The organism is Devosia lacusdianchii, assembly GCF_022429625.1.
GTDB classification, from domain to species: domain Bacteria; phylum Pseudomonadota; class Alphaproteobacteria; order Rhizobiales; family Devosiaceae; genus Devosia; species Devosia lacusdianchii.
Window position 1 is genome coordinate 2,580,726 of sequence record NZ_CP092483.1, and the last position, 25,544, is coordinate 2,606,269.

The following is a 25,544-nucleotide window of genomic DNA, read 5'->3' on the forward strand; positions in this document are numbered from 1 at the left end:
TTCAGTTCAAATCCAGGGCATAGGCCCTCAGCACCCCTGGCGGGATAAGTCCAAGCACGGCCTGATTGGTGGAGCGGAGGTAGACACGCGGCGCCCGCCCGGCCTCATGCGCCTGCAGCCAGCGCTGAGCAACCAGGCACCAGCGATCGCCGGCAACCAGGCCCGGAAACGAGAATTGCGGCATCGGCGTCGAGAGGTCATTGCCCACCGACGCCGAGAATTCGAGAAAGGCCTCCGTCGCCTCGATACAGACCAGATGCACGGCGGCACTGTCCGGCCCGGCAGCACAATAGCCGGTGCGGAAAAAGCCGGTCAGCGGATTGTTGGAGCATGGCAGCAGGGCTTCGCCGAGAACGTTGAGCTCGGTTGGCCCCGGGAAACGCCCTTGCTCGTTCAATTGACCTCGTCCTTGCCCAGCTTCTGCAGCACTTCCTTGACCTTCGAATTGATCTGGTCGAGCGAATAGGGCTTGGGCAGGAACTCGACGCTTTGGTCGTCCTCGATATCGCGGCGCACGCTTTCCTCGGCATAGCCGGACACGAAGATGACCTTGAGCGTCGGCATGGTTTCGCGAACATGCTTGAGCAAAGTCGGCCCATCCATTTCCGGCATCACCACGTCGGAGATCATCAGGTCGACCTTGAAATCGAGGTCTTCCAGCACCTCCAGCGCCTCTTCGCCGCCGTCGGCCTCGAAGACTTCGTAGCCGGTGGCGCGCAGGGCCTGGGCGGAGAAAGCCCGCACGCTCTCTTCGTCTTCGACCAGCAAGATGCGCTCGTGGCCGGTCAAATCACGCACCGGCGCCGCCGCTGCGGCGACCTTCGCTGCTACCTCGGTGGCGCTTGCTACGTAGCGCGGCAGGAAAATCTTGAACGTGGTGCCGACCCCAACGGTGGAGACCGGGTAGATATAGCCCTCGGTCTGCTTGACGATGCCATAGACCGTCGAAAGGCCGAGGCCCGTACCCTTGCCGAGCTCCTTGGTGGTGAAGAATGGCTCGAAGATCTTCTCGATGATCTCCGGGCTCATGCCGGTGCCGGTATCCTGCACGTCGATCAGCACGTAGTCGTTCGGCACCATGCCCTCGAAGGTCATGGTCTCGGCCTCGGCGCGCTCGACATTGGAGGTGCGGATGGTGATCGCGCCGCCATTGCTCATGGCATCACGGGCATTGACCACGAGGTTGATGATGACCTGCTCGAGCTGCACCACGTCGGCTCGCACGGGCCAGATATTGCGGCCGTGCTCGACCGCCAGGGTGTTCTTTTCACCGATCATGCGCTTGAGCAGCACGGTCAGGTCGTCGACGATCAGCGGCAGTTCCAGCACCTGAGGGCGCAGGGTCTGGCGACGGGAAAAGGCCAGCAATTGCCGGGTCAGGCCGGCGGCGCGATTGGCGTTCTGCTTGATCTGCATCAGCTCGCCGAAGGACGGATCGCCCGGCTTGTGCTTGAGCAGCAGCAGGTCGGAAAAGCCGATAATGGCGGTCAGCAGATTGTTGAAATCGTGCGCTACGCCGCCAGCAAGCTGGCCAACTGCTTGCATTTTCTGGCTCTGGGCGAACTGCGCCTCGAGCTTGCGCTGATCGGTCATATCGAGCGCGTAGACATTGACCTGCTCGGGCGAACCGGCGCTCATCTCCGATGCCGAAAGATAGAGCCGCACCGCGTGGTCACCCTCGACGCTCAGCAAGGCGTCGACCGGATCGATCTCGGACCGATGCGCGGCCGCGTCAGCCATGGCCCGCCCGAACTTGTCGCGGCTGCCTTCGCCAATAAGATCGCTCAGCGGTTGCAGTTCGATGCTCTTTTCCTCGCCAGACCAGCGGAAAATGCGCCCGAACGGGGCATTGGTGCGGATGATGCGCCCTTCCCCATCCAGCGTCGCGATGGCGAAGGGCGTGTCGTTGAAGAAGCGCGAGAAGCGGACCTCGGCGGCGCGGAGTTCTTCCTCGGTATCGGGGGCATTCGATTTGTCGAGCACCAGCGTGCGCGTCTCGCCCAGTTCGCCATCGGCGAGGCGCGCCGCGCGATGCAGCAGGCGCACCGGCAGACTTGTGCCATTCCGGCGAACGAGGTCGATATCGATGATCTCGGTGCGGATTTCACCGTCGCCGCGACCCCGCATCAACAGCGTGGCACCATCGCCGCGCACGATGTCGCTCAACCCCAGATGGCCGGAGTTGAATTCGGCCAGGTCATAGCCGAGCCAGTCGGTCAGCGTCGAATTGAGATACTGGATGCGGCCATGGGCATCTGCCGAGAAGAAACCAGCCGGGGAATGGTCAAGATAGTCGATGGCGCGCTGCAGGTCGCGGAAGGCACTCTCGTTGTTGTCGCGGTCGCGGGTGATGTCTTCGACCGACCAGATCGCCAGCGGCTTCTTGGCTTCGTCGGACTCGGGCAGCGGCCGCACCCCAACGCGATACCAGAACGCCTTGTTGCTATCGGCAAGTGAGCCGCCCAGCCCGCCGACGATCCGCACATCCTCGACGGCGGCGCGGCCATCCTTGGCGGCGCGCGAGAGGCGGTAGATGGCCTCGCTGGCATCAGATTGCCCGGCAAACAGGCGTGGCACGCCAACCGGCACCCCATTGGTCATCGCGCCGGCGAAGCTGCCATAGTGGGCGTTGACGTAGGAAATCTTGCCATCGCGATCGGAGACTACGGCCCCGAACGGCAGACTATCGACCACGGCGTTGGAAACGGTCCGGCGCTCCTCGCCGTTGGCGAAGCGGAACAGTCCGGCGGCAAAGCCAAAGAGGCAGAACACGCCGACGACGGCAAGGATGCCGACAAAGGTCATGATCAGGTCGGCCGAAATCCGATCGCCGAACAGCGAAAACGCCACGGCGATGGCGACCAGCACGATTGCGAGCACGATCACGCGCCAGAGGCCAGCGCTGCTGCGTCCCGCGGCGACCAGCGGATCGGGATAGTTGTCCTCGCCTGTTGGCGTCGATGCCATGGGTCAATGTGCTCCGTAGCCAGTGAGTCGGGCGAATCAGGCGCTATCTGATGGTCTAGCAAATGCCCCACCGCTACGGGAGGGAGAACGGCGTTTTCAACATTGCATGACGCCAGAGTGCGACTTTGGCGTGTCGTGGGCAAGACGAAGCGCTGCCCGGCCATCCACCGCTACCGGTTCACACACAATCGTCACCCTCGGGTCAAGCCCGAGGGTGACGTGCAGTGGGTGGCTTGGCCACTGGATGATGCGGATAGCCACGGACATGGATCCCGGCCTGCGCCGGGATGACATCGGGGAAGGTATGGTTGTCCTGCTGCCATACCTTCCACGCACCGGCGTTCCCTCGGGCTTGACCCGAGGGCCACTCGCCGCGTGCGTGGCAGCGTATTGCCCTACCCCGCCTTCCAGTTGGCGCCCTTCTTCAGTCGCATCACGAAGCCGATGACTTCGGCCACTGCCTTGAAGTGCTCGTTGGGAATGGTGTCGTCCACCTCGACGCTGGCGAAGAGAGCGCGCGCCAGCGGCGGGTTCTCGACGATCGGCACGTCGTGTTCCTTGGCCAGCTCGCGGATGCGAAACGCCACGGCGTCGGCGCCCTTGGCCACGCATTGGGGGGCACCCATGGCCCGGTCGTATTTGAGCGCCACGGCAAAGTGCGTCGGGTTGGTGATGACCACGGTAGCATCGGGCACCGCCGCCATCATGCGTTTGCGCGAGCGCTCGTGCCGCAACTGGCGGATGCGGCCCTTGACCTTCGGGTCGCCTTCCATCTGCTTGTATTCGTCGCGGGTCTCCTGAACCGTCATCATCTGCCGCTTCCACCATTTCTGGCGGACATAGATGTAGTCAGCCAGCGCGATGATGGTGACGATCGCCAGGGTGGCCCCGAAAATTTTGAGCCCGATCTCCTGAAAGTCGGCGAGCATGATGAGCGGGTCGGCGGTCATCATCGTGTCCAGCCGATCCCGCTCGGGCCAGACGACGAAGAACAGGACGATACCGACCACCGTGATCTTGAAGATGCCCTTGCCGAAATTGACCAGCGACTCGCTCGAAAACAGCCGCTTGGCTCCCGCAAACGGTGAAATCTTGGAGAACTTCGGCGTGATCGGCTCGGCCGAGACCAAAGGTCGATGTTGGATCAGGTTGGCAGCCACAGCGCAGGACGACAAAATGACCAGTGGCACCATAACGGTACCGAGCAGCGCCCAAGCCAGGCCGTTGAAGAACACCGAGAAGCCCGAACCGCCCAACTCGAACTGGTCGGCATTGGCCATGACCACCTTGAGCGGCCCCATCAGCGAGGCGGCGGTCGATGGCGCCAGCATGGCGAATATGACGGCCGAACCCAGCAGCATGAACCAGGTGACCACCTCCTGGCTCTTGGCGACATCGCCCTTCTTATGGGCGTCCTCGAGCTTCTTTTGAGAAGGATCTTCAGTTTTACTGGCCTGTTCGGGAGCTTCATCAGACATCCTGTCAGCCCCTCCACATCGCCAGATGGTTCTCGAAACCGGTGATGTACCAACCCATCATCATGGTCAGCAGCAACGCCAGCAGGATCAGGCCAACAAGAATGTTGGCCGGCATGAGGACGAAGAACACCTGCATGGCCGGCATCAGGCGGGCGAGGATGCCCGCGCCCAGGTTGAAAACCAGGCCGAAGACGATGAACGGCGCCGACATCTGAATGCCGATGGTGAAGGCGCTGCTGACGGTGCGGATCGCCAGTTGCGCCGCATCATCGAACATCAGGGGCGCATCGAGCGGGAATACGATGTAGCTGTCATAGGTCGCGGCCAGAGCCACGTGGTGCAGATCGGTCGCGAAGATCAGCACCATGCCGAGGAAGCTGAGAAAGCTGCCGAACACCGCGCCCTGAATGCCACCCTGCGTGGGGTCAGCCGCCATGGCGACGGAAAGACCGGACTGGAACGCGATGATCGCCCCGGCGACCTGCGTCGCCATAACCGTGATACGGGCGATCGCACCCAGCATCAGGCCGATAGCCAGCTCGTGAAAGATCAGGCCGACGATATTCATGATGTCGTCGGGCATGGCCGGCAGGCTGGGCGACAGCAGCGGATAGACCACGAGTGTGAAGGCCAGCGCGAAGCTGAGCCGCATGCGCGCCGGGATCATGTCCTCGCCCAGCGCCGGCATCAGCATCAGGATAGCCCCGATGCGCGAGAACAGCAGCAGGTAGAGAAAGGCCGTATTGGGCAGCCAATCCAGCCCGATGGTCACCGTCAGCCGCCCACGATAATCATGTCGATCACCCGGTTCATGTAGCCGCCCATAGTGGCGCCGAGAAACGGCAGCGTCAGCAGCATGGTGATGAAGATGGCGATGATCTTGGGCACGAAGACCAGGGTCTGCTCCTGAATCTGTGTCAGCGCCTGGAACAGTGCGATGATCACGCCGACCAGCAACCCGACGATCATCATCGGCGCGGAGACGATGATGAGGGTCCAGATGCCGTCGGAGGCGATATCGAGTACTTCGGCGCCGGTCATATCTGTCTCATTGCGCACGAATCGCGTGCTGTCAGTTTACGCCCGGCAACGAGTTCGCGCGATGACCAAACAGCCACCAGACGTCACCCTCGGGCTTGACCCGAGGGCACTACACTTGCTGAACGCGATCAAAGTGAAGAGCCCTCGGGTCAAGCCCGAGGGTGACGCGCCGTGGTGGCGGCCATTTTTGAACAGATATCTCTAGATCGGCATCCGCATGATTTCTTCGTAGGCCGAGATCACCCGGTCGCGGATGGTGACCATGCTTTCGATGGCGATTTCGGTTTCGCTGAGGGCGGTGACCATGTCGACGACATTGGCCTTGCCATTGACCATATCGATGGCCATCGCATCCGAGGTCTTGCCGGCGTCCACGACGCCCTGCACCTGCTGGGCGAGCATGTCGGCGAAGGTGCCGCCGTTGCTGGGCGCGGCCAGGGCCGTCAGATCGGTGTTTGGCTTGGCGGCCTGGTTGATCAGCCGGCTGGCATTGCCATAGGCGGCGGTAGCAGCATTGAAGGTGGTGTTAATGGCCATGGCTGTTCCCTGCCCGATCAGCCGCGCAGGATATCGAGCGTGCGCCCGAGCATCTGGCGCGTCACGGTGACGACGTTGAGATTGGCCTCGTAGGTGCGCTGGGCCTCGCGCATGTCCATCGTCTCGATCAACGAATTGACGTTGGGATACTGGACATAACCCGCCGCGTCGGCCGCAGGATGACCGGGCTCGTAGCGGGAGCTGAAATCGCTCATGTCATAGGCCAGCTTGCCGACCTCGACGATCTTGCCGCCAACCTCGGCGTCGAAGACGGTCTCGAAGGTCGGTATGCGGCGCCTATAGGGCTCGTCGCCCGGCGCCTTGCCGGCGGAATCCGCATTGGCGAGGTTCTCGGCGATAACCCGCATGCGCGCGGTCTGCGCATGCAGGCCCGTGGCGGCAATCTTGAGGGAGGCATTGAAGTCCATGAGCCCTACTCCTAGGCCTGCCGGCCGAGCGCGGTTCTGAGAATTTTGATCGACTTGCTGTAGAGGCCCGTCGCAGCCTGATAGTCCATCAGGTTGGTCGTGACCTTCATCATCTCGTCCTCGAGCGTCACACCATTGCCTTCCGGCGTGATTTCGAAGTTCGCCATGCGCTGGGCGCCAAAGGCGCCGCCCTCGCTGCTGGCGACCGAAAAATGCATCGGCTGGGTGGCCGTGGTGGAGACCGTTGCCGACGAGAAGGCGCCGCTCTGTTCGGCGAAATCGTACTGCGCCAGATCGCGACCCCGGTAACCGGGAGTTTCCGCATTTGCCACGTTCTCGGCCAACAGGCCTTGACGAGTCTGATGCCAACGCATTTTGTCTGCGAGCGCCGTGAAGACCGGCATATTCATAAGGCCCATCGGCCGATACTCCCGCGAGTCTCGATGCGTGATGGGCAAATCTTGCCGGGCTATGGTTAATCAAGCGTTAACCGATGCCCGTTACGGCAGTTTCAGTCTCGCAATATGCACATTTGCGCGGCTGAGTGGGCAATATATGCCGCCCGGATTCGGGCCAGATAGACGGAGTGACCATGCAGTTCATCACCAGCCTGATCGGTGGATCGGGAAATACCTGGCTGACCGCCCTTTTCGCGCTCGGCATCGTAGTGGTGCTGATCGTGCTTGGCGTCTGGCTCCTCAAACTGGTGTTCAATGCCTCCACCAGCGTGGCGCGCGGCCGCAACCGGCGCCTCGCCGTGGTGGATACGCTGGCACTGGACCCCAAGCGGCAATTGCTGATCATCCGTCGGGATAACGTGGAGCACCTGCTGCTGGTGGGTGGTCCGCAAGACCTGGTGGTGGAAGCCGGCATTCCCGTTGAGGAAACGCAGGCGGCCCAGCCGACCCGTCGTCCTATCCCCGTCGTTGCCACCCGCAAGCCAGCACCACCGGTCAATCCTGCGGCTCCCGCTGTCGTCGCGCCAACGCCCAAGGCCCCCGCGGAATTACCCGCAGCGCCGGCAACGGCGATCGAAAAGCTGCGCGAACAGGGCCGCCCCACCAACCAGCGAGCGCACCTGTCGCTGCGTCATACAGGCCTTCTGCGCCCGGTCAGTGAGAGCGAAGCACTAGTTTCCCCCGAAAACTCCGGCGGTCAGGCTGCGGGCGGTTCCGACTCAGCTAAAGAGGACAGTGCACAGCGAGACATCGAAGGCACTGACGTTGTCGAAGGCAATACCGAGGCAAACCGGAACTGAGGCAACGCCGTCGCGTCTGCGGCGTCTCGCGCCCTATGCCGGCATAATCGCCGTTCTTGCGCTCGCGCTGACGCCAAGCCTCGCCTTCGGGCAGGACGTATCGATCGACTTTGGCGACGACACGACGCTCACCGGGCGCGCCGTCCAGATCATCGGGCTGATCACGCTGCTGTCGCTGGCGCCGTCCATCCTGGTGATGGTGACCAGTTTTACCCGCATCGTCGTCGTGCTTTCCCTGTTGCGCACCGCCATCGGCCTGCAGACCGCGCCGCCGAACTCGGTGATGGTGTCGCTGGCCCTGTTCCTGACCATATTCGTGATGCAGCCGACGCTGCAGCGCAGCTATGACGAGGGCATCGCGCCGCTGCTGGCCGGCGACATCGAGATCGCCGAGGCCTTCGAGCTGGGTAGCGCGCCCCTGCACGAATTCATGCGGGCCAATGTGCGCGAGCAGGACTTGGGCCTGTTCTACGACCTGACCAACGCCGAAATACCGCCCGAACCCGAGGCGATCCCGCTGCAGCTGCTGATCCCGGCCTTCATGATCTCCGAACTGCGGCGTGCGTTTGAGATCGGCTTCCTGTTGTTCCTGCCCTTCGTGGTCATCGACATGGTGGTCGCGTCGGTGCTGATGAGCATGGGTATGATGATGCTGCCGCCGGTGGTGATCTCCCTGCCATTCAAGCTGATCTTCTTCGTGCTGGTCGACGGCTGGTATCTGGTGGCGGGATCGCTGGTGCGCAGCTTCGTCAGCACGGCCGGCGGATAGATCAAGATAGACCGCTGATATCGCTTGCCGGCCGCAGGCCGGCTTGCCATAAGCCCGGCAGATATCCTTGATGCAGCGAGGAGCATGCCATTGAGCCAGATTGCCATTTTCACCGGTAGTGCTCACCCCGGTCTGGCCCAGCAAATCTGCGACCACCTGCATGTCCCGCTGCTGCCCACCAAAATAAAGCGGTTCTCCAACGATTGCCTTGAAGTGCAGTTGGAGGCCAATTGCCGCGAGCAGGACGTCTTCATCATCCAGCCGCTATCGGCCCCGGTGCAGGATCACCTGATGGAGCTGCTGCTCATGCTGGATGCGGCGCGCGGCGCCTCGGCAGCCAGGATAACCGCTGTCATCCCGCACTACGCCTATTCGCGCTCCGACAAGAAGGATGCGCCGCGCATTTCCATCGGCGGACGACTCGTTGCCGACCTGCTGGCGACGGCCGGCGCCAGCCGCGTGCTGACCATGACCCTGCATTCGCCGCAAGTGCACGGCTTCTTCAGCGTCCCGGTGGATCACCTGCATGCACTGTCCGAACTGGCCGACCACTTTGCAGGCTACGACCTTAGCAATGGCGTGGTCGTGTCGCCGGACCTGGGCAACGTCAAGAATGCTGCCGCCTTCGCCAAGCGGCTGGGTGTCCCCGTAGCTGCGGGCGCCAAGGAACGGCTGAGCGACACCAAGGTGGTGATTTCCGCGATTATCGGCGATGTCCGGGACCGCGACGTCATCGTCCTCGATGACGAAATCGCCAGCGGTGGCTCCATCCTTGAACTGCTCCACCACCTGCGCGCGCACAAGGCCCGATCGATCCGGATTGCCTGTACCCACGGTATCTTCTCAGGCTCGGCCACGCAGCGCCTTGCCGCCGAACCGGATGTGCTGGAGATCGTCTGCACCAATACCGTGCCGATCCCGGCCGCCAAGCAAGTACCCAAGCTCACGGTGCTATCGGTCGCCCCTGCCCTGGCCGAGGCCATGCGGCGCATCAACAGCGGCGAGTCGGTCAGTACGCTGTTCCATACCGAGCCGATAACTCACGACGAAGGCAAGACGGCGTTGCGCGCTTGAGGTTACGTCGCGCTGGCGATGCCGGCGCTCGTCTCCGAAGCCACCAGCGGCGCCAAGGCGCCTTCGCTGCCATAGATTTCGCGATAGGACGCGAGGAAGGCGTTGATGCCTTCGACGCCGGACACCTGGCTTGCCACCGTCTTGAACTCAAGACTGGTGACCTCGATGTTGCTGGTGACGAGGTCGAACATCGGCCACTCGGGCGAAGTCACCATCTCCTCGCCGAACTTTGAGCGCAGGCGCGACAGGCCGAAGGCGTCGCCCGCCAGCACAAAGCCCACTGCCGCCTTGATGATGCCCATGCGAGCCGGCTGGCTCAAGGGCGTGCCTATCGGCTGGCCGGCATAAAGCCCCTCGATCAGCTCGCTGGCCTCTGAATAGCGCCGCGCTTTCCAATGCGCATCGATCCGCAGCAGCGTTGCGTCGCGGCCATCCACATCGCGCAGCATATCGAGCGCGAGCTGATCGCGGCCGCCATCGATCATGGCACGGGCCTCAAGGATGCGGCGTTGGCGGGCCAGCGAATCCGGGATGCCTGGCAGGCGCGTCGCGTTGAGCACGCGGAGTGCATCCTGCGGACGCCGGTCGGCCAGGTAGATGACCGCCAGATCGGCGGCGATCTGTGTCTTGGCGACCCCGCGCAGGCGGTTATCCAACTGGTATTCGAGCAGTTCCGCCGCCTGCGGCAGCAGGTCGACGCGTACCAGCCGGCGGGCCAGGTTGCGGATCATCTCATCCCCGCGCGTACCCGGAGGCGTCAGCGCGCGGAAGTCGTAGTAGATGCCGAGTGCATCCACTGGCCCCAGCGAATCCGCGACGCCATCGAGGAACAATTCGCCGAAGACCCGTTGGGCTTCGTCGCGCAGGGCATTGATTGGCGGGCTCTCGGGGTAATTGGCCACTGCCTGGCGGACGGTTTCGAATCCAAACCGGTAGTCGCCATTGCGGAAGTAGAATTCGGCCAGCATCTTTTGCATGTCCGCTTCGAGCGGATTGCCGCGCCACAGCAGAGACTCGGCCGAGAGTGTTACGGTGGCCTTGGCCAGATCGAGCTTGCCGGCCTGGTCCAGCAGATAAAGCGTGCGGTAGATGGCCTCGGCGCGCGTCGGGCGCACGTCGGCGGCAATCACCTGGCCGTAGGTGTCGATCGCCTCGTCAACGCGGCCGCGCGCCTCGTCGATCCGACCTGAAAGCAGGTGGTAGAGGCTCGAGTCGCTGGCATCGAGACTGGCGAAATCGACCTCGTCGATCAGCCGCTCCGCCATATTGGCGTCATCCGTTTCGAGCGCGGCGCGAATGGCGGCGAAGTAGAATTTATTGCGAACCCATGCGGGGTAGCTCGGCGCGACCGCCTGGGCCTCGACCGCATCAAGCTTGGCGCCCTTGAAGTCATAGATGTCAGCGCGAGCAATGGTGCGCCAGAGAAGAGCATCGACCTCCTGCCCCATCGACGCGGTGTTGAGGATTGCCAGTGCGTCCGTGGAACGGCCTGCAACCGTCTCCGCGATGGCGAGCGACAACCTGATCTTGCGCTTCAGCGCCTCGTCCTTGAGCTCCTGCTCCAGTACTTGGAGCACTCCGACGGCCTCGAGGGCGAAGCGGTTGGCGATGTAGTACTGGGCCAGGTCGAGGCGAGCGATATCGCGCTGCTTGCCTTCCGCGCTGGCGGCATTGGCCTGCAGCACATCCTTGTGCTCGGTGAACAGGCCGTAGTCTTTCTGCTCCAATTGGGCGAGATCAACGAAACCGCCCCGCATGGCTTCGGTGATGCCATCGCCGAGCGTACGCGGACCATCGAATGCCGAAACGGTGAGGCCACCCGATGTGGATATGACCGCCAGCTCGCTTTCGAGCGCGACGTCGATGCCCGCGCTTTCCGGCTTGATCACCAGGCCATGGACACTGCGCAGTGCCGAGAAGTCGACATAGTCGAAGGAGCGGGTAACCCCACGTGCAGGAGGATAGGCGGTGACGATCTTGAGCATGTCGCCCACGACCGGGTCGCGGAAATCATGGACGCGACCGGGACGCGCCACATTGGCCACCATTTCGAAATCACCTTCGCTGTCGCGGCGGCGGCTGAGGTCAATCGGTTCGGTCGGCGTCAGCATGATATCGCCCAGCGACAGCACCCAGGCCATGCCCTCTGAGCCGAGCGTGGCGAGCCTGTCCTCGGACAGTTCGACGCGGACGACCTGCGTGTCCGCTGAGGCGAGCACTGCGAACTCGCTTGCCAGGGCATCGAACTCTTCGGAATGAGCCGGCGGCACGATGCCAGAGACCGTGTCGAACATCATCCAGACCGTGTCGCCGCGCCGGAACACGGCGGCCGGCGTATCCTGCTCGAACGGAAACACCACGCGTACGGTCGAACCAAGCACGCTCACGAAGGGCTCGATCGTCTTGGGTGCGGCGTCGGGGTAGAGTTTGTCGACCACGGGGTCCGTTGCGGCCGCCTGCGCCTCCGCATTGGCCTCCGCGGCAATGCCGTCGGCAAGGCTCGCAGCATTGAAGCTGGGCAGGCCCGAACCGGCAATGTCGATATCAAGGACGAACTGACGGGGTGTCGTCTCGTAAAAGCGCGGTTTGACACCCTCGGCAAGCTTGAGGGTGACGGTCGCCCCGTCAGGCGTAACCCCGCTTTCCACCGATGCAATCTCTGGCGGCAGGTCGATGGCAAGATCGCGCAGGTCGATGCCGACGGGCCATTCGAAGGCGATCAGCCCGGTATCGCCATCCTGGACGAAATCGCCAGTGGTGGGCACGGACCAGTCGAATTGCACGCGCATGAAGGTCGGATTGCGGCCAATGCGAACGCTGGCCTGCGGGTTGAACTCGGTCACCCCGGCGGCTTTGCGTTCCTGCTCGGCGCGGATTGCAGCCAGACGCGCACGCTCGGCAAGCTCATCCACCACCTCCTGCGGCAGCGCCGGCGGCATGCCCTGCCAGGAGGTCGGCAGCAGATCGATGAAGAGCTTCTCGCCGGCCTCGATGCGATTGAAGCTGAAAGCGGACCGCAGGCCCATGCGCAGCCCCATCCCATCGGGATCGACACGGGCGACCGACAGATAGTCCGGCATGGTGGTGCCGACATCAGGCAGGATCACTGCGACCTTCTCGTCGAACTCGATCGAGAGGACGCCGTTTTCGATGCGCATGGCATAGGCAGGCAGGCTGTCACGCCCCGGGAAGCTAAGGATCAGCCGGCCATAGCCTTGTTCCTGGGTGGCAAAGAGCTGCCCCTGCTGCTGCGCAAAAACGGGCGTCGCGAGGCCCAGCGCTGCAACGACAGCGCATAGAGCCAAGGCCCGTTTGGCTTTCAGCCATCCAGCCATGATCGCTGTCTTCACCGGCTTCTGCCCGCCCGACGCAATGCGCGCGCATGCAGTGGCCGTATTCTGGGCCGGCAGTACGCGCAGGGTTACAACACTCTAAGTGCTGGCACCCTAGCGACCCAGGCTTAACGCCCGATTACCCCAGTCGTGACTTATTGACCGACAATCTGCGGCAAGGCGGCCAGATCGTCCGGCGTCATCTCTGTGGCAGGCTGGTCCGACAGGGCAGCCATCTTGACCGTCAATTCCTGCGCACGAGCCGCTTCCATCTCCGCCAATATCGGCGCCATCTTGCGTGGGCTCATCAACTTGGCGACCTGCAGCAGCACCGCCATGTCGAGATTGTTGAAGATGTTGGCCGCATCTTTTGGCTTCATGGTTTCGTACATGGCGACAATGCCGGCGAACTGACCGCTCTCCATCTCCTGGCGCTGATCGACCAGAGTTGAAATCTGCGCTTCCAGCGCCGCAAGCGTCGCCGCCCGCTCCTCGATACGCTTTTCGGCAGCATCGACGATCGAAGCGCGCAGGGCGAGATCCTGTTCATACTGCTCAAGCTGAGTGCGGCGCGTTGCCAGGCGTTCGAGCAGTTGCTGTTCGCTGAGCGTTGTGCCGTCGGCAGTGATCAGCGGCACCGAGCCACCCTTGCCGTCGATCTCGACCGGCACGGCATCGCCCGACGGCAGGCAGTCGGTCATCGATTCCGCAAATGTAGGCTCCGGTGCGGGAGCCGGCGCGGCTTCCGTCGTCTCCGCAGAAGCCGCTTCCCCATGACCGTCACCGGCCACCTGGGCGCCGGCGGCCATCACGACGGCACCGTCTTCCTGGATGGTCGCATCGGCCTCGATGCAATAGGTGCCGCTGGTGGATACTGCGACCGGCGTCGCTGGATGCTCGGCAGCGGCTTCACCTTCGGTGGCCGCAGGCGCGGCCGCTTCGGCGGCAGGGGCGCCATGCCCGCCGCCCGGAGCAGCTCCAGCCTCGGGCGCCGTCTGCGGCGCCAGCGTTGGTGCGGGATCGGCGAGAGTGGGACTGGTGTCCTCCATCGTCGCTTCATTAGGCAAAGTAGGGTCGCCGCCCGCTTCCGCTCCCTCGGCAGGAGCAGCCGGCGTTCCGCCCGCTGCACGCGCCACGGTCACGCCCGTCAGTGCGTAGCCGCCATTGGTCACAAGACCGACGGTCTTGAGCACCAGCAGGGCTGCAACAGCCAGGATGACAACAGGCAGCAGGCGAATATTCTTCACGCGGCGGCTCCCCGGGTGCGGACGCGTGCCGAAAGCTGCTCCAGGGCCGACTGTACCTTGTTGGGCTGCTCGACCGGCTCGATAGCCTGGCTATGCCGCGCAACGCTGGTGATCTTGGCGATGCGCTCCATCAGCACAGTGCCCGCATTGACGTGGTTGGCCAGTTCAATGCCGAAGCGCTCGGCTTCTTCGAGGCGCGAATTGAGCGACAGATCAGCCTCGACGGCGGTCTGCTTGAGTTCCTTGATCGCCTGATTGGCAAGATTGGTCGCGCCGACCAGATCGGCGACCATCTGCCGAAGCACGTCCTTGTCGGCATGCAGGCGCTTGAGGCGCTGGTTGAGCAGAATGCAATATCCAATTGTCATCGCCAGCAGAACGGCAACGGCACTCTCTATGAACAGGCCAAGGGGCAAACCGAACATCATCGTCCTTCCAGTGTTTCGTCTATCGCCTCGAAGGCCGCCATGGTGACCTTGGGAGGATTGAGCGGGCGCGTGACCCGCACCGATACGTTGTCGCCGATATGGCCCATAATGGCCTCGGTGAGCTCGACATCGCCGCAGCGTAGCCGCACCGGATCGGCCGGCGCGCGGTCGAACATCACGGTGTCGCCGGGCTTCATGGCAAGCATGCGCGAAAGCGGCAGATCCTGCTCGTGCAGCACCGCCTCGATCTCGACATCGGCAGAGTAAATCTCGGTGGCTAGGTGCCCCTCCCAGATCGGGTCGCGGCCGAACTTCTCACCCATGAACATCTGCAGGAGTTGTTCACGGATGGGTTCGATCGTGGCGTAGGGCAAGAGGATCTCGACCTTGCCGCCGCGATCATCCATTTCGATGCGCAGTTCGATCAGGATCGCCGCATTACCGGGACGCGAGATCGCTGCGAAGCGCGGATTGGTCTCCATGCGCTCGAGCTTGAAATTGACCTGCGTCACCGGCTCGAAGGCGCGGTGGGTGTCTTCGAGGATGACCTCGATCATCCGGCGGGCCAGCGCCATCTCGATCGTCGTATAGGGGCGACCCTCGACGCGGATATTGCCGCCGATGCGACGACCGCCGAGCAGCACGTCGATCATCGAATAGATGAGACTGGAATCGACCGTCAGCAGGCCGTAATTCTCCCACTCCTCGGCCCGGATGACCGAAAGAATTGCCGGCAGAGGAATGGAATTGAGATAGTCGCCGAACAGCACCGACGAGATCGAGTCCATGGTGACTTCGACATTGTCGGAGGTGAAATTGCGCAGCGAAGTCGTCGCCAACCGCACCAGGCGGTCGAAGACGATTTCGAGCATCGGCAGGCGCTCGTAGCTGACTAGCGCTGAATTGATCAGCGCCTGGACGCCGGTCAACTCGACATTGCTGCCGACGCTCGCATCGAAGCCGAGCAGGCTATCGATTTCGTCCTGGTTGAGGACGCGGTCAGCGCCGCCCTCTTCGCTGTCATTGCCTTCGAGCATGGCCGCCCATTCGGCAGCGGCCTCGGCAGCCTTCTCTTCTTCGGTCTGCTCAGGTGCGGCGTCGAGCGGTACGACGGCGTCGTCGAGCCCCCAATCCTCGCTCAGTTTGTCCTGGTCGCTGGGACCTGCCATCACTGCACCAGAATTTCTTTGAACAGGACGGATTCGACGCGCGAGGGATAGATCGCGACATTGACGCGTCGCAGCAGCTCTTCCTTAAGCCGATAGACGCCGGCGGAACCCTCGAGATCCGACTTGCGCAGCTCGCGCAGATAGACCTGGAACGCGTCGACCACCTTCGCCATGCGCGGTTGGATTTCCACCATCATCTCCTCATTGGCCACTTCGAGCGCAACGGTGAGCTTCATCACTGCGTTACCACTACCCTCATTGTTGAGGTTGATGATCATGGGCGGCAGATTGAAGATAAAGGTGTGCGGCGCCTCGATGACGGCGCCGTGCTCGTCGGTAGCAGCGGCAGCATGTTCGGCCTCGGCCGTACCTGACGACAGGAAGAAGTAGAGCCCTGCGCCACCGAGCAGCACAACGACCGCCGCGGCTCCAATGATGATGAAGAGCTTCGGTATCCCCTTCTTGGGGGCGGCGCCTTCTTCGATATCTGCCTCAGAGGCCATGCCAACCTGCCAAACACAAGGAATTCCGGGCGATTCCGGCTCTTCGTCCAGCTAAGCGCTCGATGGTTAACGATTGGTTACAAATCGGCGCCATGCGGCAGAATTTGCCGGGCAGCTTTTGCCGCATATGGAAAGGATGGACTGGCAGGGTTCACCCATTCAAACCTCTATCTATCTGATTTTATTAAATTTATCGGCTTGGCATGGTTTCTGCAATGTTAACGGCGGGACCATCGGCTTGGGGAAGCAGTTGGTACCGGGGACGTAAACACCGGGGATCAGCGATGATCGAAAATGCGCAACTGATCGGCCTTTCGCGGCAGATAGCGCTACAGCGCCAGATGGATGTGGTGGCCAACAACATGGCCAACATCAACACGACCGGCTTCAAGTCCGAGAACATCCTGTTCGAGGAATATGTGATGCCGGTGGCGCGCGATCAGGACTTCCCCCGCCTCGACCAGCCCCTCTCCTACGTTCAGGACTGGGCCACCACACATGATCTTTCCGGCGGCGCCATGGTGCAGACCGGCAGCGAGCTCGATGTCGGCCTCAACGGCCAGGGCTTCTTCGCCATCCAGACCCCGGCGGGCGACCGCTGGACCAAATCCGGTTCATTCGAACTCAGCGCCAATGGCACCCTGGTCGATCTCAACGGCAATCCGGTCCTCGGCGAAGGTGGCCCGATCCAGTTCGGCCCCGAGGAAAGCGGTATCCTGATCGCCGCCGATGGCTCGGTCAGTTCGAGCGCCGGCGCCAAGGGCCGCCTACGCCTGGTCGAATTCGACAATCCCCAGGAACTGGCCCGCGAAGGCAGCAACCTGTTCTCAGGCGGCACCCCGGTCGCGGCCACTAATACCCGCGTCATGCAGGGTTTCATCGAAAAATCCAACGTCTCGGGCGTTTCCGAGATGGTCGAAATGATCCGCGTGCAGCGCGCTTACGAGTCGGCCGCAAGCCTGGCGCAGAAGCAGGACGAACTGCGCCGCTCCGCCATCCAGCGCCTCGGCGATATGAGCGCCTAACCTGAGGAAAATGCCATGAAAGCCCTCTACATCGCATCGACCGGCATGAGCGCTCAGGAACGCAACGTCGAAGTCATTTCCAACAATATCGCCAACATGCGGACGACCGGCTTCAAGCGCCAGCGCGCCGAGTTCGAGGACCTGCTTTACCAGCAGATCACCCGCGCCGGCTCGCAGACGTCCGATCAGGGCACCATGATCCCGGCAGGCCTCGAAATCGGTTCAGGCGTGCGCACCGTCTCCACCCCGCGCGTGATGAGCCAGGGCAACGTCAACCTCACCGAACGCGAACTCGACGTCGCCATCCGCGGCGAGGGTTTCCTGATGGTGCAACTGCCCGACGGCCGCACGGCCTATACCCGCGACGGCTCGCTCGAACGCTCGGCCGATGGCCAGATCGTCAATTCGCAGGGCTACCCGATCGATCCGGGCATCACCATCCCCGGCAATGCCACCGCGGTCGCGATCTCGCCCGACGGGCTGGTCTCCGCCTATATCGACAACGAAGCCACGCCCACCCAGCTCGGACAGCTCCAGCTTGCCCGCTTCGTCAACAAGTCGGGCCTGGAATCGCTGGGCGACAATCTCTTCATCGAGACGGCGGCCAGCGGTCCGGCGCAGGTGGGCGTGCCCAATGCCGAAGGCACCGGCAACCTACTGCAGAACTACCTGGAAATGGCCAACGTCAATTCCGTGACCGAAATCGCCGACCTCATCGCCGCCCAGCGCGCCTACGAAATGAACGCCCGCGTCATTTCCGGCGCTGACGAGATGATGCAGTCCACCAGCCAGCTGCGCTAACAGGAGTACGGTAGATGATCGCTCGATCCCCACTTGCCGCCCTGGCCACTCTGGTTCTCTGCGGCACTGCCCTCGCTGCGCCGGTCCTCAAGGCCGATATCGTCGTCACCGCCTCAGTGGTGACCGTGGGCGATATGTTCGACGATGCTGGTCTTGCGGCAGAGGACGCCCTGTTCCGTGCACCCAAGCCCGGCACCAGCGGTGTCGTCAGCCTCGCCGATGTGCAGAGCGCGGCCGCCCGCGCCGGCCTCCAAGCGTTCGAAAGCAATGGCCTTGGCTCCGTGCGGGTTACCCGCTCCGCCACCATCGTCGACCAGGCCTTTCTGACCGACCTGATCTCGGCCGACCTTGCCGCCCGCGGCATCCTCAGCCAGGGCATGAGCGCCAACACCGCCTTCACCACGCCAATCACCCCGGTTAACGCCGAAGTCGTCGTCCAGCCGGCAAGCATCATCAGCATGCGCTACCTGCCCGGCAACGGCGCCTTCTCGGCCCGCATCGCCATCGCTGGTGTCGATCAGCCGCTGGACGTGGCTGGCAGCATCGAGTTGATGATCGACGCCCCCCACCTCACGGGCAGCTTTCCGGCCGGGACGGTATTGGCCGCCGAGAACATCGAAATGCGCCCGGTCTCGCTCCGCTTCGCCGAGAGCACCGGGATTGCCAGAATCGAAGACGTCGTCGGCAAGGCGCTCACCCGTCAGAGCCGCGACGGCATGATGCTGAAGCCAAGCGATGTCACCGCGCCGCTGACAGTCGCCAAGAACGACCTCGTGACCATCTACTTCCGCAAGGGTCCGATGACCCTCACAGTCAAGGGCCAGGCGATCACCGGCGGCACCACCGGCGCGCCGCTCCAGGTCCTCAACCTCATGTCCAAGCGCGTCATCAGCGCCATCGCCCTTGCCCCCGGCGCAGTCGAAGTGAGCACCGATCCGCTCGCTCTCGCCGGCCTCTAAGCCTTCAGGAGACCAGACCAATGAACCTCATCAAGCTCGCAACCCTCCTGACGCTCACGGCCACGCTCGCCGGCTGCAACACGATGGATCGCCTCGCCAATGTGGGTAATGCGCCGCCGCTGACCGCCATCGTCGACCCGACGACGACCGCCGGCTACCAGCCGGTCAACATGCCGATGCCGCCAGCCATCGCCGACACCTACCAGCCTAACTCGCTCTATCGCACCTCAGCCCGCGGCTTCTTCAAGGACGAACGTGCTCACCGCATCGGCGATATCCTGACCGTCATCGTGACCATCGACGACAGCGCCAAGATGGCCAACACTACCGCCAGCGGCCGCACCGCCAGCAACTCGGCCGGCATGGGCGGTATCCTCGGCAACGCCATCGACACCGCTACCGGCGGCGCCATCGATCCATCCGCGGCGGTGGATTTCACCTCGGGCATGCAGAACAAGGGCAATGGTTCGGTCAATCGCTCGGAAAGCCTCGAAACGTCTGTCGCCGCCGTAGTCACCCAGGTCCTGCCTAATGGCAATCTGGTGATCGAGGGTCGGCAGGAAGTGCGGGTGAACTTCGAGGTCCGCGACCTTATCGTGGCCGGCATCGTCCGCCCGTCCGACATCCAGGCCAACAACACCATTCCCTCGTCCAAGATCGCCGAAGCCCGCATCTCCTACGGCGGCCGTGGCCAGATCACCGAAGTCCAGCAGCCGCGCTACGGCCAGCAGGTCATGGACGCCATCCTGCCCTTCTAATCCCCTCAGTTTCCTCGCTGCGCATTCCCCCAATGGTGCAGCGAGGCCTCCCGGCAGAGGCCAGAAGGCCCTGCCCGGTCGGCTCCAGAACAGAACCGACCTCTCCGGAGGCGCAGTCCCCCGGCTGCGCCTCTTCCCCTTTTTGAAGGTAATTGTTAGGCGCGGCGGGTTGCCTCCTGCTCGGCATCGACCGCGGGCAGGATCGCGATATCCTTGATGAAACGGTGCAGCACGCGATTGAACATGACGGCCTGCTCCCAGAATGGCGCGTGAGCGGCCCCCTCGATGAACTGGCAGCGCTCTTCCCAGAGCCATTCGTAGTCCAGATGCTCAATATAGCTGCGGCGCACAATCGGATCGTCGGCACCGTTGATCATCGCGATGGGTAGGTCTGCCGTCTCGACGAACCGCTTCTGATCCACGCCGTCACCGCGCAGCATGCTGCGCAGGAAATTGGCGCGCAGTTTGCCGTCGCTGCGCTTTATGGCCTCGATGAATGCCGGCGTGCCGCTTTCGCCAAAGCAAAGGTGCAGATAGCGCTCGACATCGCGCGGCGTGAACACTTCCTTGGACGCCAGCAACATATCCCAGCGCGCGTGAAAGCCGCGCAGGCTGGCGATGGCACCCCGACCTATCGGCGGTGTGCCCGTCAATGCGAGGCCGGCAATATCGGATCGCCGACTGGCCATTTCGATGGCAATGTGACCGCCAAGCGACCAGCCGAAAACGATGGGCCGCGTCAACGACAAAGCATCCACCACATCCGAGACGACTGCGGCCATGCCCTCGATCGCATAGGTCGTCTCGGGATGCGTGGCATTGTCGGACTGGCCGTGCCCTGGCAGATCGATGGCGATCAGTCGATAGATTTCGCCCAGCACACCATCGAACTGGCGCGCAAAAACGTCTTTGGAACAGCCCGAGCCATGCAGAAGCAGCACCGGCGTACCCGCGCTTTTTGATTCTCGCACAGCGATTTCCATCGCAGGTGTGCGAACCCTAAACTCTGATGTGGACATATCGCGCTGCCGCTGATGATACTTCCGCCAGCATAGCCTGGAGTGCCTAAGGCCCAGTGTGTGCGGCTAGTTAACGATAGGTGGAGCGAACCCGTGGAATTGATCGCAGATCTTGTCGTGACCGTGGTGAGCATCGCCATCCTGGCGCAGCACGTTTGGGCGCTCCGTGGGCACTTTGCGTCCGAGACAATGGCCAACGGTGCCCGGGTAACATCCGCCGCTGCCCTGCTGACTTGCGCCTGCCTGTTGCTGCTGGTCTGGACACACAGCCAGCCGATCTGGGCGCAAGTCGTTGGCGTATTGATCGAACTCGGCAGTTTGGCGCTATTCTGGGCTGCGATCAAAGCCTCGCGAACAGCCCGCCTGCGCTTTGCCTTCGACGATCAGCCACCGCATTCGCTGGTGACCATCGGACCGTACCAATATGTGCGGCACCCGTTCTACACGTCCTATCTGCTATTCTGGATCGGCTGGGCGATCGCCACCTGGTCGCTATGGTCGGTGCTACCGCTAATCATCGTCGCCACGCTCTATGTGCTGGCGGCGCGCATGGAGGAGCGCCTGTTCGCGACGACGGCGCTGGCCGACGAATACGCCGCCTATCGGCAGCGTGCCGGGCTGTTCTGGCCCCGGCGATTGGGCTGAGCGTTACCTGGTCTCTTCCCTGCGCCGGGCGACGATGAAGTCGCGTCCCCCTGGCAATTTAGCGCCATTGGGCTTGTCGGGATCGACCACCCGCCAGAACGGTATGGCCTGCTTTCCGGCAGCGTGGTCCGTCACCGACTTGGCCGCGACAATCTTGATCATGCGCTGCGTGGTGACCGGGCAAGTCGCCTCGGCACCGTACTGGTCCGCCAGCCTTTGCCGCAACTCGGCCAGCGAGCGCGTCTCCCCGGGTGGAACCGCGTGCATCTGTGCTGCGATGGCCTCGGCGCTGGGCATCAGCATGGCCTGATCCACCATCACCCCGCCAACGCTATGGGGTCTGTTCTTGATGTAGCTGTCGTCGACCATGGCTTCCTCCGTCGGCAAGATGGGCCCTGAAGTGGTGTCCCGCTTGATCGGATTTGCGCTCACTCTTGCCCATCGCGCCGGGCTGTGAAAGACAAATCGGGCAATAGCGGAGTCTGCCATGTCCTTCCAGAAACTCGACGATCTCGGCCGCAAACTCGAAGCGCTGGAGCATGCGCTGTCCATTCTTGGCGCCGACGAGGCCACCCACATGGCGGTTGGCGGTGGCGACAAGCGGGCCGAGGCCATGTCGAACCTGGCCGGCATGTATCACGCCCAGGCCACTGCCCCCGAGATCGCCGACTGGATCGACGCGGCCAAGCCCGAAAGCGACGACCAGAAGCTGGCGTTGGCCGAATTCAAGCGCCAATACATCAACGCGACCTGCCTGCCGACAGAATTCGTCGAACGCCGCACCGCCGCGACCATGCGCTCCGAACAGCTCTGGCGCGAGTTGCGGGCCAAGGGCGACTGGGACAGTTTCCTGCCGGCGCTCGAGGGCGTCATCGCACTGGTACGGGAGGAGGCACAATTGCGCGCCGATGCGCTGAAGCTCGCTCCCTACGACGCACTGATGGAACAATACGATCCCGGCAACCGCACCGCCGATCTGGATGGGGTGTTCGGCGATCTCAAGAGCTTCCTCAAGGGCTTCGTACCGGAGGCGCTCAACGCGCAGGAACGCCGCCTCGCCAAGCGCACGCGCAAGGCATTGAGCGGCCCCTACCCGATCGAAAAGCAGCGCGAACTGGGCCTCGCTGCCATGCGCGCTGTCGGCTTCGATTTCACCCATGGTTCGCTTGCCGTGTCGCATCACCCCTTCTGTGGCGGCGTGCCGACAGACGTGCGCATGACCACGCGCTACCGCACCGACGAGTTCCTGTCATCGCTGATGGGCGTGCTGCACGAAACCGGCCATGCGCTTTATGAGCAGGGCCTGCCCAAGGAGTGGTCGCATTGGCCGCTGGGCAAGGCGCGCGGCATGGGCATTCACGAAAGCCAGAGCCTATTCGTCGAGATGCAACTCGCCCGCAGCCCCGAATTCTGGGAATTCGCCTTGCCGCTGGTGCATCTGCACCTTGGCGAGGACGCCATTCCCGGCTGGGATATCGCCGACATCCTCAATGAAGTGAACTACGTCGAGCGCGGCTACATCCGCGTCGATGCTGACGAGGTCACCTACCCGCTCCACGTCATCCTGCGCTACGAACTGGAGCAGGAGCTGGTCAACGGCAAACTCGAGGCCAGCCAGATTCCGGACGCCTGGGATGCCAAGATGACCGAATATCTCGGCATCTCCACCATCAACGACCCCAAGGACGGCCCGATGCAGGACGTGCATTGGCCGGCCGGCGCGTTCGGCTACTTCCCCAGCTATACGCTGGGCGCCATGATCGCCGCGCAGCAATGGGCCGCGCTGGAGAAGGCGCAGCCGGGTGTCCGCGACGATATTCGCAAGGGCGAGTTCGGCGGCGTCAACCAATGGCGCAACGACAACATCTGGACCCAGGGCTCCCGCTGGTCGACGCCGGACCTGATCACCAAGGCGACCGGCGAACCGCTGAACGCGGACTTCTTCAAGGCGCATTTGAACAAGCGGTATCTGGGGTAATTGGCCAGAATCGCCAACAAGTTAGACGGAAGATCGGAATCAGTTTCCGACGCGACCAAACATCGAGATGTCGTCATCACCCGGCTTGTCCGCGTGATCCATCTCTCCAGGCACGGGAGCGGATGGATTCCCAAGACAAGCCGGGCAATGACGACGGCGGAACGCGCGTTCGACAATACCCAAACTTGACATCCACGCCTCCATCCCTATCTTCCGGCCATCCGCAGCACTGACCGGACGGTACCCATGGACTCCACGCTGAACGACTGCCTCGCCCGCATCGCTCACCTGGAATCCGTCCATGCCCGCCTCCGTCACGCTGCACCAGCTCTCCTATTCCACACCTGACAACCAGCCGCTTTTCGCCAAGCTCGACCTGTCGTTCGGCAACGAACGCACCGGCCTGATCGGCCGCAACGGCACCGGCAAGTCCAGCCTGCTCCGCATTATTGCTGGAATCGCAGCCCCCGCCTCTGGGTCTGTTGCGATCAGCGGCACCGTCGGCATGCTGACCCAGATCGTGCAGGTAGGCGCCGGCGAAACGGTGGCCGACCATCTCGGTATTGCCGATGAGCTCGACCGGCTCGACCGCATGGAACAGGGACTCGGCACCGCCGACGACGCAGCCGAAGCCGACTGGACCCTTCCTGCCCGGATCGAAACCGCCCTCTCCGAGGTCGGGCTGCCGGCTTACGAACCCGGTCGCCCACTCGATACGCTCAGCGGTGGTCAGCGTACGCGCCTGGCCCTGGCCAGGCTGATGCTGCAAGCGCCTGACATCATCCTGCTCGATGAGCCGACCAACAATCTCGACACCGACGGTCGCGCGGCGGTTGTCGGAATGCTGCATCGCTGGAAGGGCGCGGCCATCGTGGTGAGCCATGATCGCGCCCTGCTGCGCGAGATGGACGCCATCGTCGAACTGACCACCCTTGGCGCCACCAGCTATGGCGGCAACTGGGACCATTATGCAGAGCGCAAGGCGCTAGAGCTGGCAGCCGCAGAGCACGATCTATCGAGCGCAGAGCGAAAGGTCGCCGAGATCGACCGCAAAATCCAGGCCGTCGCCGAGCGCAAGGCGCGCAAGGACGGGGCCGGCAAACGCAAAGCCGCCAAGGGCGACATACCGAAGATCCTGCTGGGCGGCATGAAGGACAATTCCGAAAAAACCAGCGGCGAGAATGCGCGCCTGGCCAATCGGTTGCGCAGCGATGCAGCCGAACTGGCCAGCGAGGCGCGGGCCAAGGTAGAAATCCTGACGCCGCTCTCGGTCAAGCTGGCGCCGACGAACCTCCCGGCTGGCCGCAGCGTCTTGCAGGTCGATTCGCTGACAGGTGGCCCGGAGGGCATCGCGCCAGTGATTCGAGACCTGTCGTTTCGCCTTGATGGACCGGAGCGCGTGGCCATCACGGGCCCTAATGGGTCAGGCAAAACCACCCTGCTTCGCCTGCTCACCGGCATTCTGCCAGCCCAAAGCGGCACGGCGCGTATCCTCGTGCCCTATGCGCTGCTGGACCAGACCGTCAGCCTGCTCGATCCGACACTCAGCATTCGCGATAATTTTCGTGCGCTCAACCCGGAGGCCGATGAAAATACCGGCCGCTCAGCGCTGGCCCGTTTCATGTTCCGCGCCGATGCGGCGCTGCAGATCGTGGGAACTTTGAGCGGCGGTGAAATGTTGCGGGCGGGTCTGGCCTGCACCATTGGCGGCAATAATCCCCCGCAATTGCTCATCCTCGACGAACCCACCAACCACTTGGATATCCAGGCAATTGAGCAAGTCGAGGCCGGTTTGCGGGGCTTTGACGGCGCGCTGCTCGTGGTCAGCCACGATGCCGATTTCCTTGCAGCGATCGGCATCGAGCGGGTGATCGAGCTGGGAGACAGCTAGATACCCTGTGGCCTCATGGTGAGTATGTGGAACCACGAGGCGTGGCAGGCAGCCTCCACTCGCTCGACCTCGTGGTGCGACAAGCTCACCATGAGGTCTCAGGAGGGGCGTGCGAGAAAATGAAGGTTCTTTGATGATGAACGGATTCTGAATTCGGAGTTCAGGCCCGGTTCCGGCTCACCTGTCTAAACCAACAGTCATCGGCAAGAAGCGCTCGGAGGGAGCGCAGCCAAACAG

The 25,544-nt window shown here is 63.0% G+C and carries 25 protein-coding genes; 10 read left to right on the forward strand and 15 right to left on the reverse strand.

Annotated features, from left to right (window positions below; all coding sequences use genetic code 11):
* Position 1: 1 nt before the first annotated feature.
* The 8 genes from MF606_RS12750 to flgB all read right to left on the reverse strand — a co-directional run bounded on the left by MF606_RS12750 (position 2) and on the right by flgB (position 6,825).
* On the reverse strand, positions 2 to 397 hold the full coding sequence (locus MF606_RS12750; RefSeq protein WP_240229641.1) for a DUF2237 family protein: 396 nt from the start codon (positions 395 to 397) through the stop codon (positions 2 to 4).
* Complete coding sequence (gene cckA / locus MF606_RS12755; protein ID WP_240229643.1) at positions 394 to 2,967, reverse strand: cell cycle histidine kinase CckA; 2,574 nt, start codon at positions 2,965 to 2,967, stop codon at positions 394 to 396. The genes MF606_RS12750 and cckA overlap by 4 nt, the downstream gene beginning before the upstream one ends.
* 395 nt (positions 2,968 to 3,362) lie before the next feature.
* Positions 3,363 to 4,445 (reverse strand): flagellar biosynthesis protein FlhB, encoded by a 1,083-nt coding sequence (gene flhB / locus MF606_RS12760; RefSeq protein WP_240229645.1) that lies wholly within the window; start codon positions 4,443 to 4,445, stop codon positions 3,363 to 3,365.
* A 4-nt stretch (positions 4,446 to 4,449) separates the two neighbouring features.
* Positions 4,450 to 5,217: a flagellar biosynthetic protein FliR gene (gene fliR, locus MF606_RS12765; protein WP_240229647.1), complete on the reverse strand. Its 768-nt coding sequence runs from the start codon at positions 5,215 to 5,217 to the stop codon at positions 4,450 to 4,452.
* A 2-nt stretch (positions 5,218 to 5,219) separates the two neighbouring features.
* Positions 5,220 to 5,486: a flagellar biosynthesis protein FliQ gene (fliQ, locus tag MF606_RS12770; protein WP_240229648.1), complete on the reverse strand. Its 267-nt coding sequence runs from the start codon at positions 5,484 to 5,486 to the stop codon at positions 5,220 to 5,222.
* A gap of 201 nt (positions 5,487 to 5,687) precedes the next feature.
* Positions 5,688 to 6,023, reverse strand: a complete 336-nt coding sequence (gene fliE / locus MF606_RS12775; protein ID WP_240229650.1) for a flagellar hook-basal body complex protein FliE — start codon at positions 6,021 to 6,023, stop codon at positions 5,688 to 5,690.
* Between the two features lie 17 nt (positions 6,024 to 6,040).
* Positions 6,041 to 6,451 carry a flagellar basal body rod protein FlgC gene (gene flgC, locus MF606_RS12780; protein ID WP_240229651.1) on the reverse strand — a complete coding sequence of 137 codons (411 nt, stop codon included), beginning with the start codon at positions 6,449 to 6,451 and terminating at the stop codon, positions 6,041 to 6,043.
* Between the two features lie 11 nt (positions 6,452 to 6,462).
* Entirely contained in the window at positions 6,463 to 6,825 is a 363-nt protein-coding gene (flgB, locus tag MF606_RS12785; protein WP_240229652.1) for a flagellar basal body rod protein FlgB, read from the reverse strand.
* Positions 6,826 to 7,043: 218 nt separating this feature from the next.
* On the opposite strand from flgB, the gene MF606_RS12790 reads away from it, so the two are divergent.
* The 3 genes from MF606_RS12790 to MF606_RS12800 all read left to right on the forward strand — a co-directional run bounded on the left by MF606_RS12790 (position 7,044) and on the right by MF606_RS12800 (position 9,552).
* Complete coding sequence (locus MF606_RS12790; RefSeq protein WP_240229654.1) at positions 7,044 to 7,709, forward strand: flagellar biosynthetic protein FliO; 666 nt, start codon at positions 7,044 to 7,046, stop codon at positions 7,707 to 7,709.
* A gap of 43 nt (positions 7,710 to 7,752) precedes the next feature.
* On the forward strand, positions 7,753 to 8,478 hold the full coding sequence (fliP, locus tag MF606_RS12795) for a flagellar type III secretion system pore protein FliP (protein ID WP_240233843.1): 726 nt from the start codon (positions 7,753 to 7,755) through the stop codon (positions 8,476 to 8,478).
* A 90-nt stretch (positions 8,479 to 8,568) separates the two neighbouring features.
* Complete coding sequence (locus MF606_RS12800; protein WP_240229656.1) at positions 8,569 to 9,552, forward strand: ribose-phosphate diphosphokinase; 984 nt, start codon at positions 8,569 to 8,571, stop codon at positions 9,550 to 9,552.
* Between the two features lie 2 nt (positions 9,553 to 9,554).
* Here the strand turns inward: MF606_RS12800 and MF606_RS12805 are convergent, their stop codons facing one another.
* From MF606_RS12805 to MF606_RS12825, 5 genes are all read right to left on the reverse strand, one after another.
* Positions 9,555 to 12,887 carry a tetratricopeptide repeat protein gene (locus MF606_RS12805; RefSeq protein ID WP_240229658.1) on the reverse strand — a complete coding sequence of 1,111 codons (3,333 nt, stop codon included), beginning with the start codon at positions 12,885 to 12,887 and terminating at the stop codon, positions 9,555 to 9,557.
* 152 nt (positions 12,888 to 13,039) lie between these two features.
* Positions 13,040 to 14,131: a MotE family protein gene (locus tag MF606_RS12810; RefSeq protein WP_240229660.1), complete on the reverse strand. Its 1,092-nt coding sequence runs from the start codon at positions 14,129 to 14,131 to the stop codon at positions 13,040 to 13,042.
* Positions 14,128 to 14,556, reverse strand: coding sequence for a DUF6468 domain-containing protein (locus MF606_RS12815; protein WP_240229662.1), 429 nt, complete (start codon positions 14,554 to 14,556; stop codon positions 14,128 to 14,130). The genes MF606_RS12810 and MF606_RS12815 overlap by 4 nt, the downstream gene beginning before the upstream one ends.
* Positions 14,556 to 15,728 carry a flagellar motor switch protein FliM gene (gene fliM, locus MF606_RS12820; protein WP_240229663.1) on the reverse strand — a complete coding sequence of 391 codons (1,173 nt, stop codon included), beginning with the start codon at positions 15,726 to 15,728 and terminating at the stop codon, positions 14,556 to 14,558. Before fliM ends, MF606_RS12815 begins: the two co-directional genes overlap by 1 nt.
* The gene (locus MF606_RS12825; protein ID WP_240229665.1) at positions 15,728 to 16,231 is read right to left on the reverse strand and encodes a flagellar basal body-associated FliL family protein; all 504 of its coding nucleotides are present in this window, start codon (positions 16,229 to 16,231) and stop codon (positions 15,728 to 15,730) included. Before MF606_RS12825 ends, fliM begins: the two co-directional genes overlap by 1 nt.
* A gap of 284 nt (positions 16,232 to 16,515) precedes the next feature.
* On the opposite strand from MF606_RS12825, the gene flgF reads away from it, so the two are divergent.
* From flgF to flgH, 4 genes are read left to right on the forward strand one after another with little or no spacing between them, the layout of a single operon-like run.
* Positions 16,516 to 17,256 carry a flagellar basal-body rod protein FlgF gene (flgF, locus tag MF606_RS12830; protein ID WP_338084372.1) on the forward strand — a complete coding sequence of 247 codons (741 nt, stop codon included), beginning with the start codon at positions 16,516 to 16,518 and terminating at the stop codon, positions 17,254 to 17,256.
* A 15-nt stretch (positions 17,257 to 17,271) separates the two neighbouring features.
* Complete coding sequence (gene flgG / locus MF606_RS12835; protein WP_240229667.1) at positions 17,272 to 18,057, forward strand: flagellar basal-body rod protein FlgG; 786 nt, start codon at positions 17,272 to 17,274, stop codon at positions 18,055 to 18,057.
* A 14-nt stretch (positions 18,058 to 18,071) separates the two neighbouring features.
* The gene (flgA, locus tag MF606_RS12840) at positions 18,072 to 19,016 is read left to right on the forward strand and encodes a flagellar basal body P-ring formation chaperone FlgA (protein ID WP_240229668.1); all 945 of its coding nucleotides are present in this window, start codon (positions 18,072 to 18,074) and stop codon (positions 19,014 to 19,016) included.
* A 20-nt stretch (positions 19,017 to 19,036) separates the two neighbouring features.
* Complete coding sequence (gene flgH, locus MF606_RS12845) at positions 19,037 to 19,774, forward strand: flagellar basal body L-ring protein FlgH (protein ID WP_240229669.1); 738 nt, start codon at positions 19,037 to 19,039, stop codon at positions 19,772 to 19,774.
* Positions 19,775 to 19,929: 155 nt separating this feature from the next.
* On the opposite strand, the gene MF606_RS12850 is transcribed toward flgH, so the two are convergent.
* A complete protein-coding gene (locus MF606_RS12850) occupies positions 19,930 to 20,745 on the reverse strand; it encodes an alpha/beta fold hydrolase (RefSeq protein ID WP_240229670.1) in 816 nt (271 codons plus the stop codon).
* A 141-nt stretch (positions 20,746 to 20,886) separates the two neighbouring features.
* On the opposite strand from MF606_RS12850, the gene MF606_RS12855 reads away from it, so the two are divergent.
* On the forward strand, positions 20,887 to 21,438 hold the full coding sequence (locus MF606_RS12855) for a methyltransferase family protein (protein ID WP_240229672.1): 552 nt from the start codon (positions 20,887 to 20,889) through the stop codon (positions 21,436 to 21,438).
* 3 nt (positions 21,439 to 21,441) lie between these two features.
* Here the strand turns inward: MF606_RS12855 and MF606_RS12860 are convergent, their stop codons facing one another.
* Entirely contained in the window at positions 21,442 to 21,807 is a 366-nt protein-coding gene (locus tag MF606_RS12860; RefSeq protein WP_240229674.1) for a hypothetical protein, read from the reverse strand.
* A 118-nt stretch (positions 21,808 to 21,925) separates the two neighbouring features.
* Here MF606_RS12860 and MF606_RS12865 point away from each other — a divergent pair, with 118 nt between their 5' ends.
* Positions 21,926 to 23,416 carry a carboxypeptidase M32 gene (locus MF606_RS12865; protein ID WP_240229675.1) on the forward strand — a complete coding sequence of 497 codons (1,491 nt, stop codon included), beginning with the start codon at positions 21,926 to 21,928 and terminating at the stop codon, positions 23,414 to 23,416.
* Between the two features lie 301 nt (positions 23,417 to 23,717).
* On the forward strand, positions 23,718 to 25,307 hold the full coding sequence (locus MF606_RS12870; RefSeq protein ID WP_240229677.1) for an ABC-F family ATP-binding cassette domain-containing protein: 1,590 nt from the start codon (positions 23,718 to 23,720) through the stop codon (positions 25,305 to 25,307).
* Positions 25,308 to 25,544 lie beyond the last annotated feature (237 nt).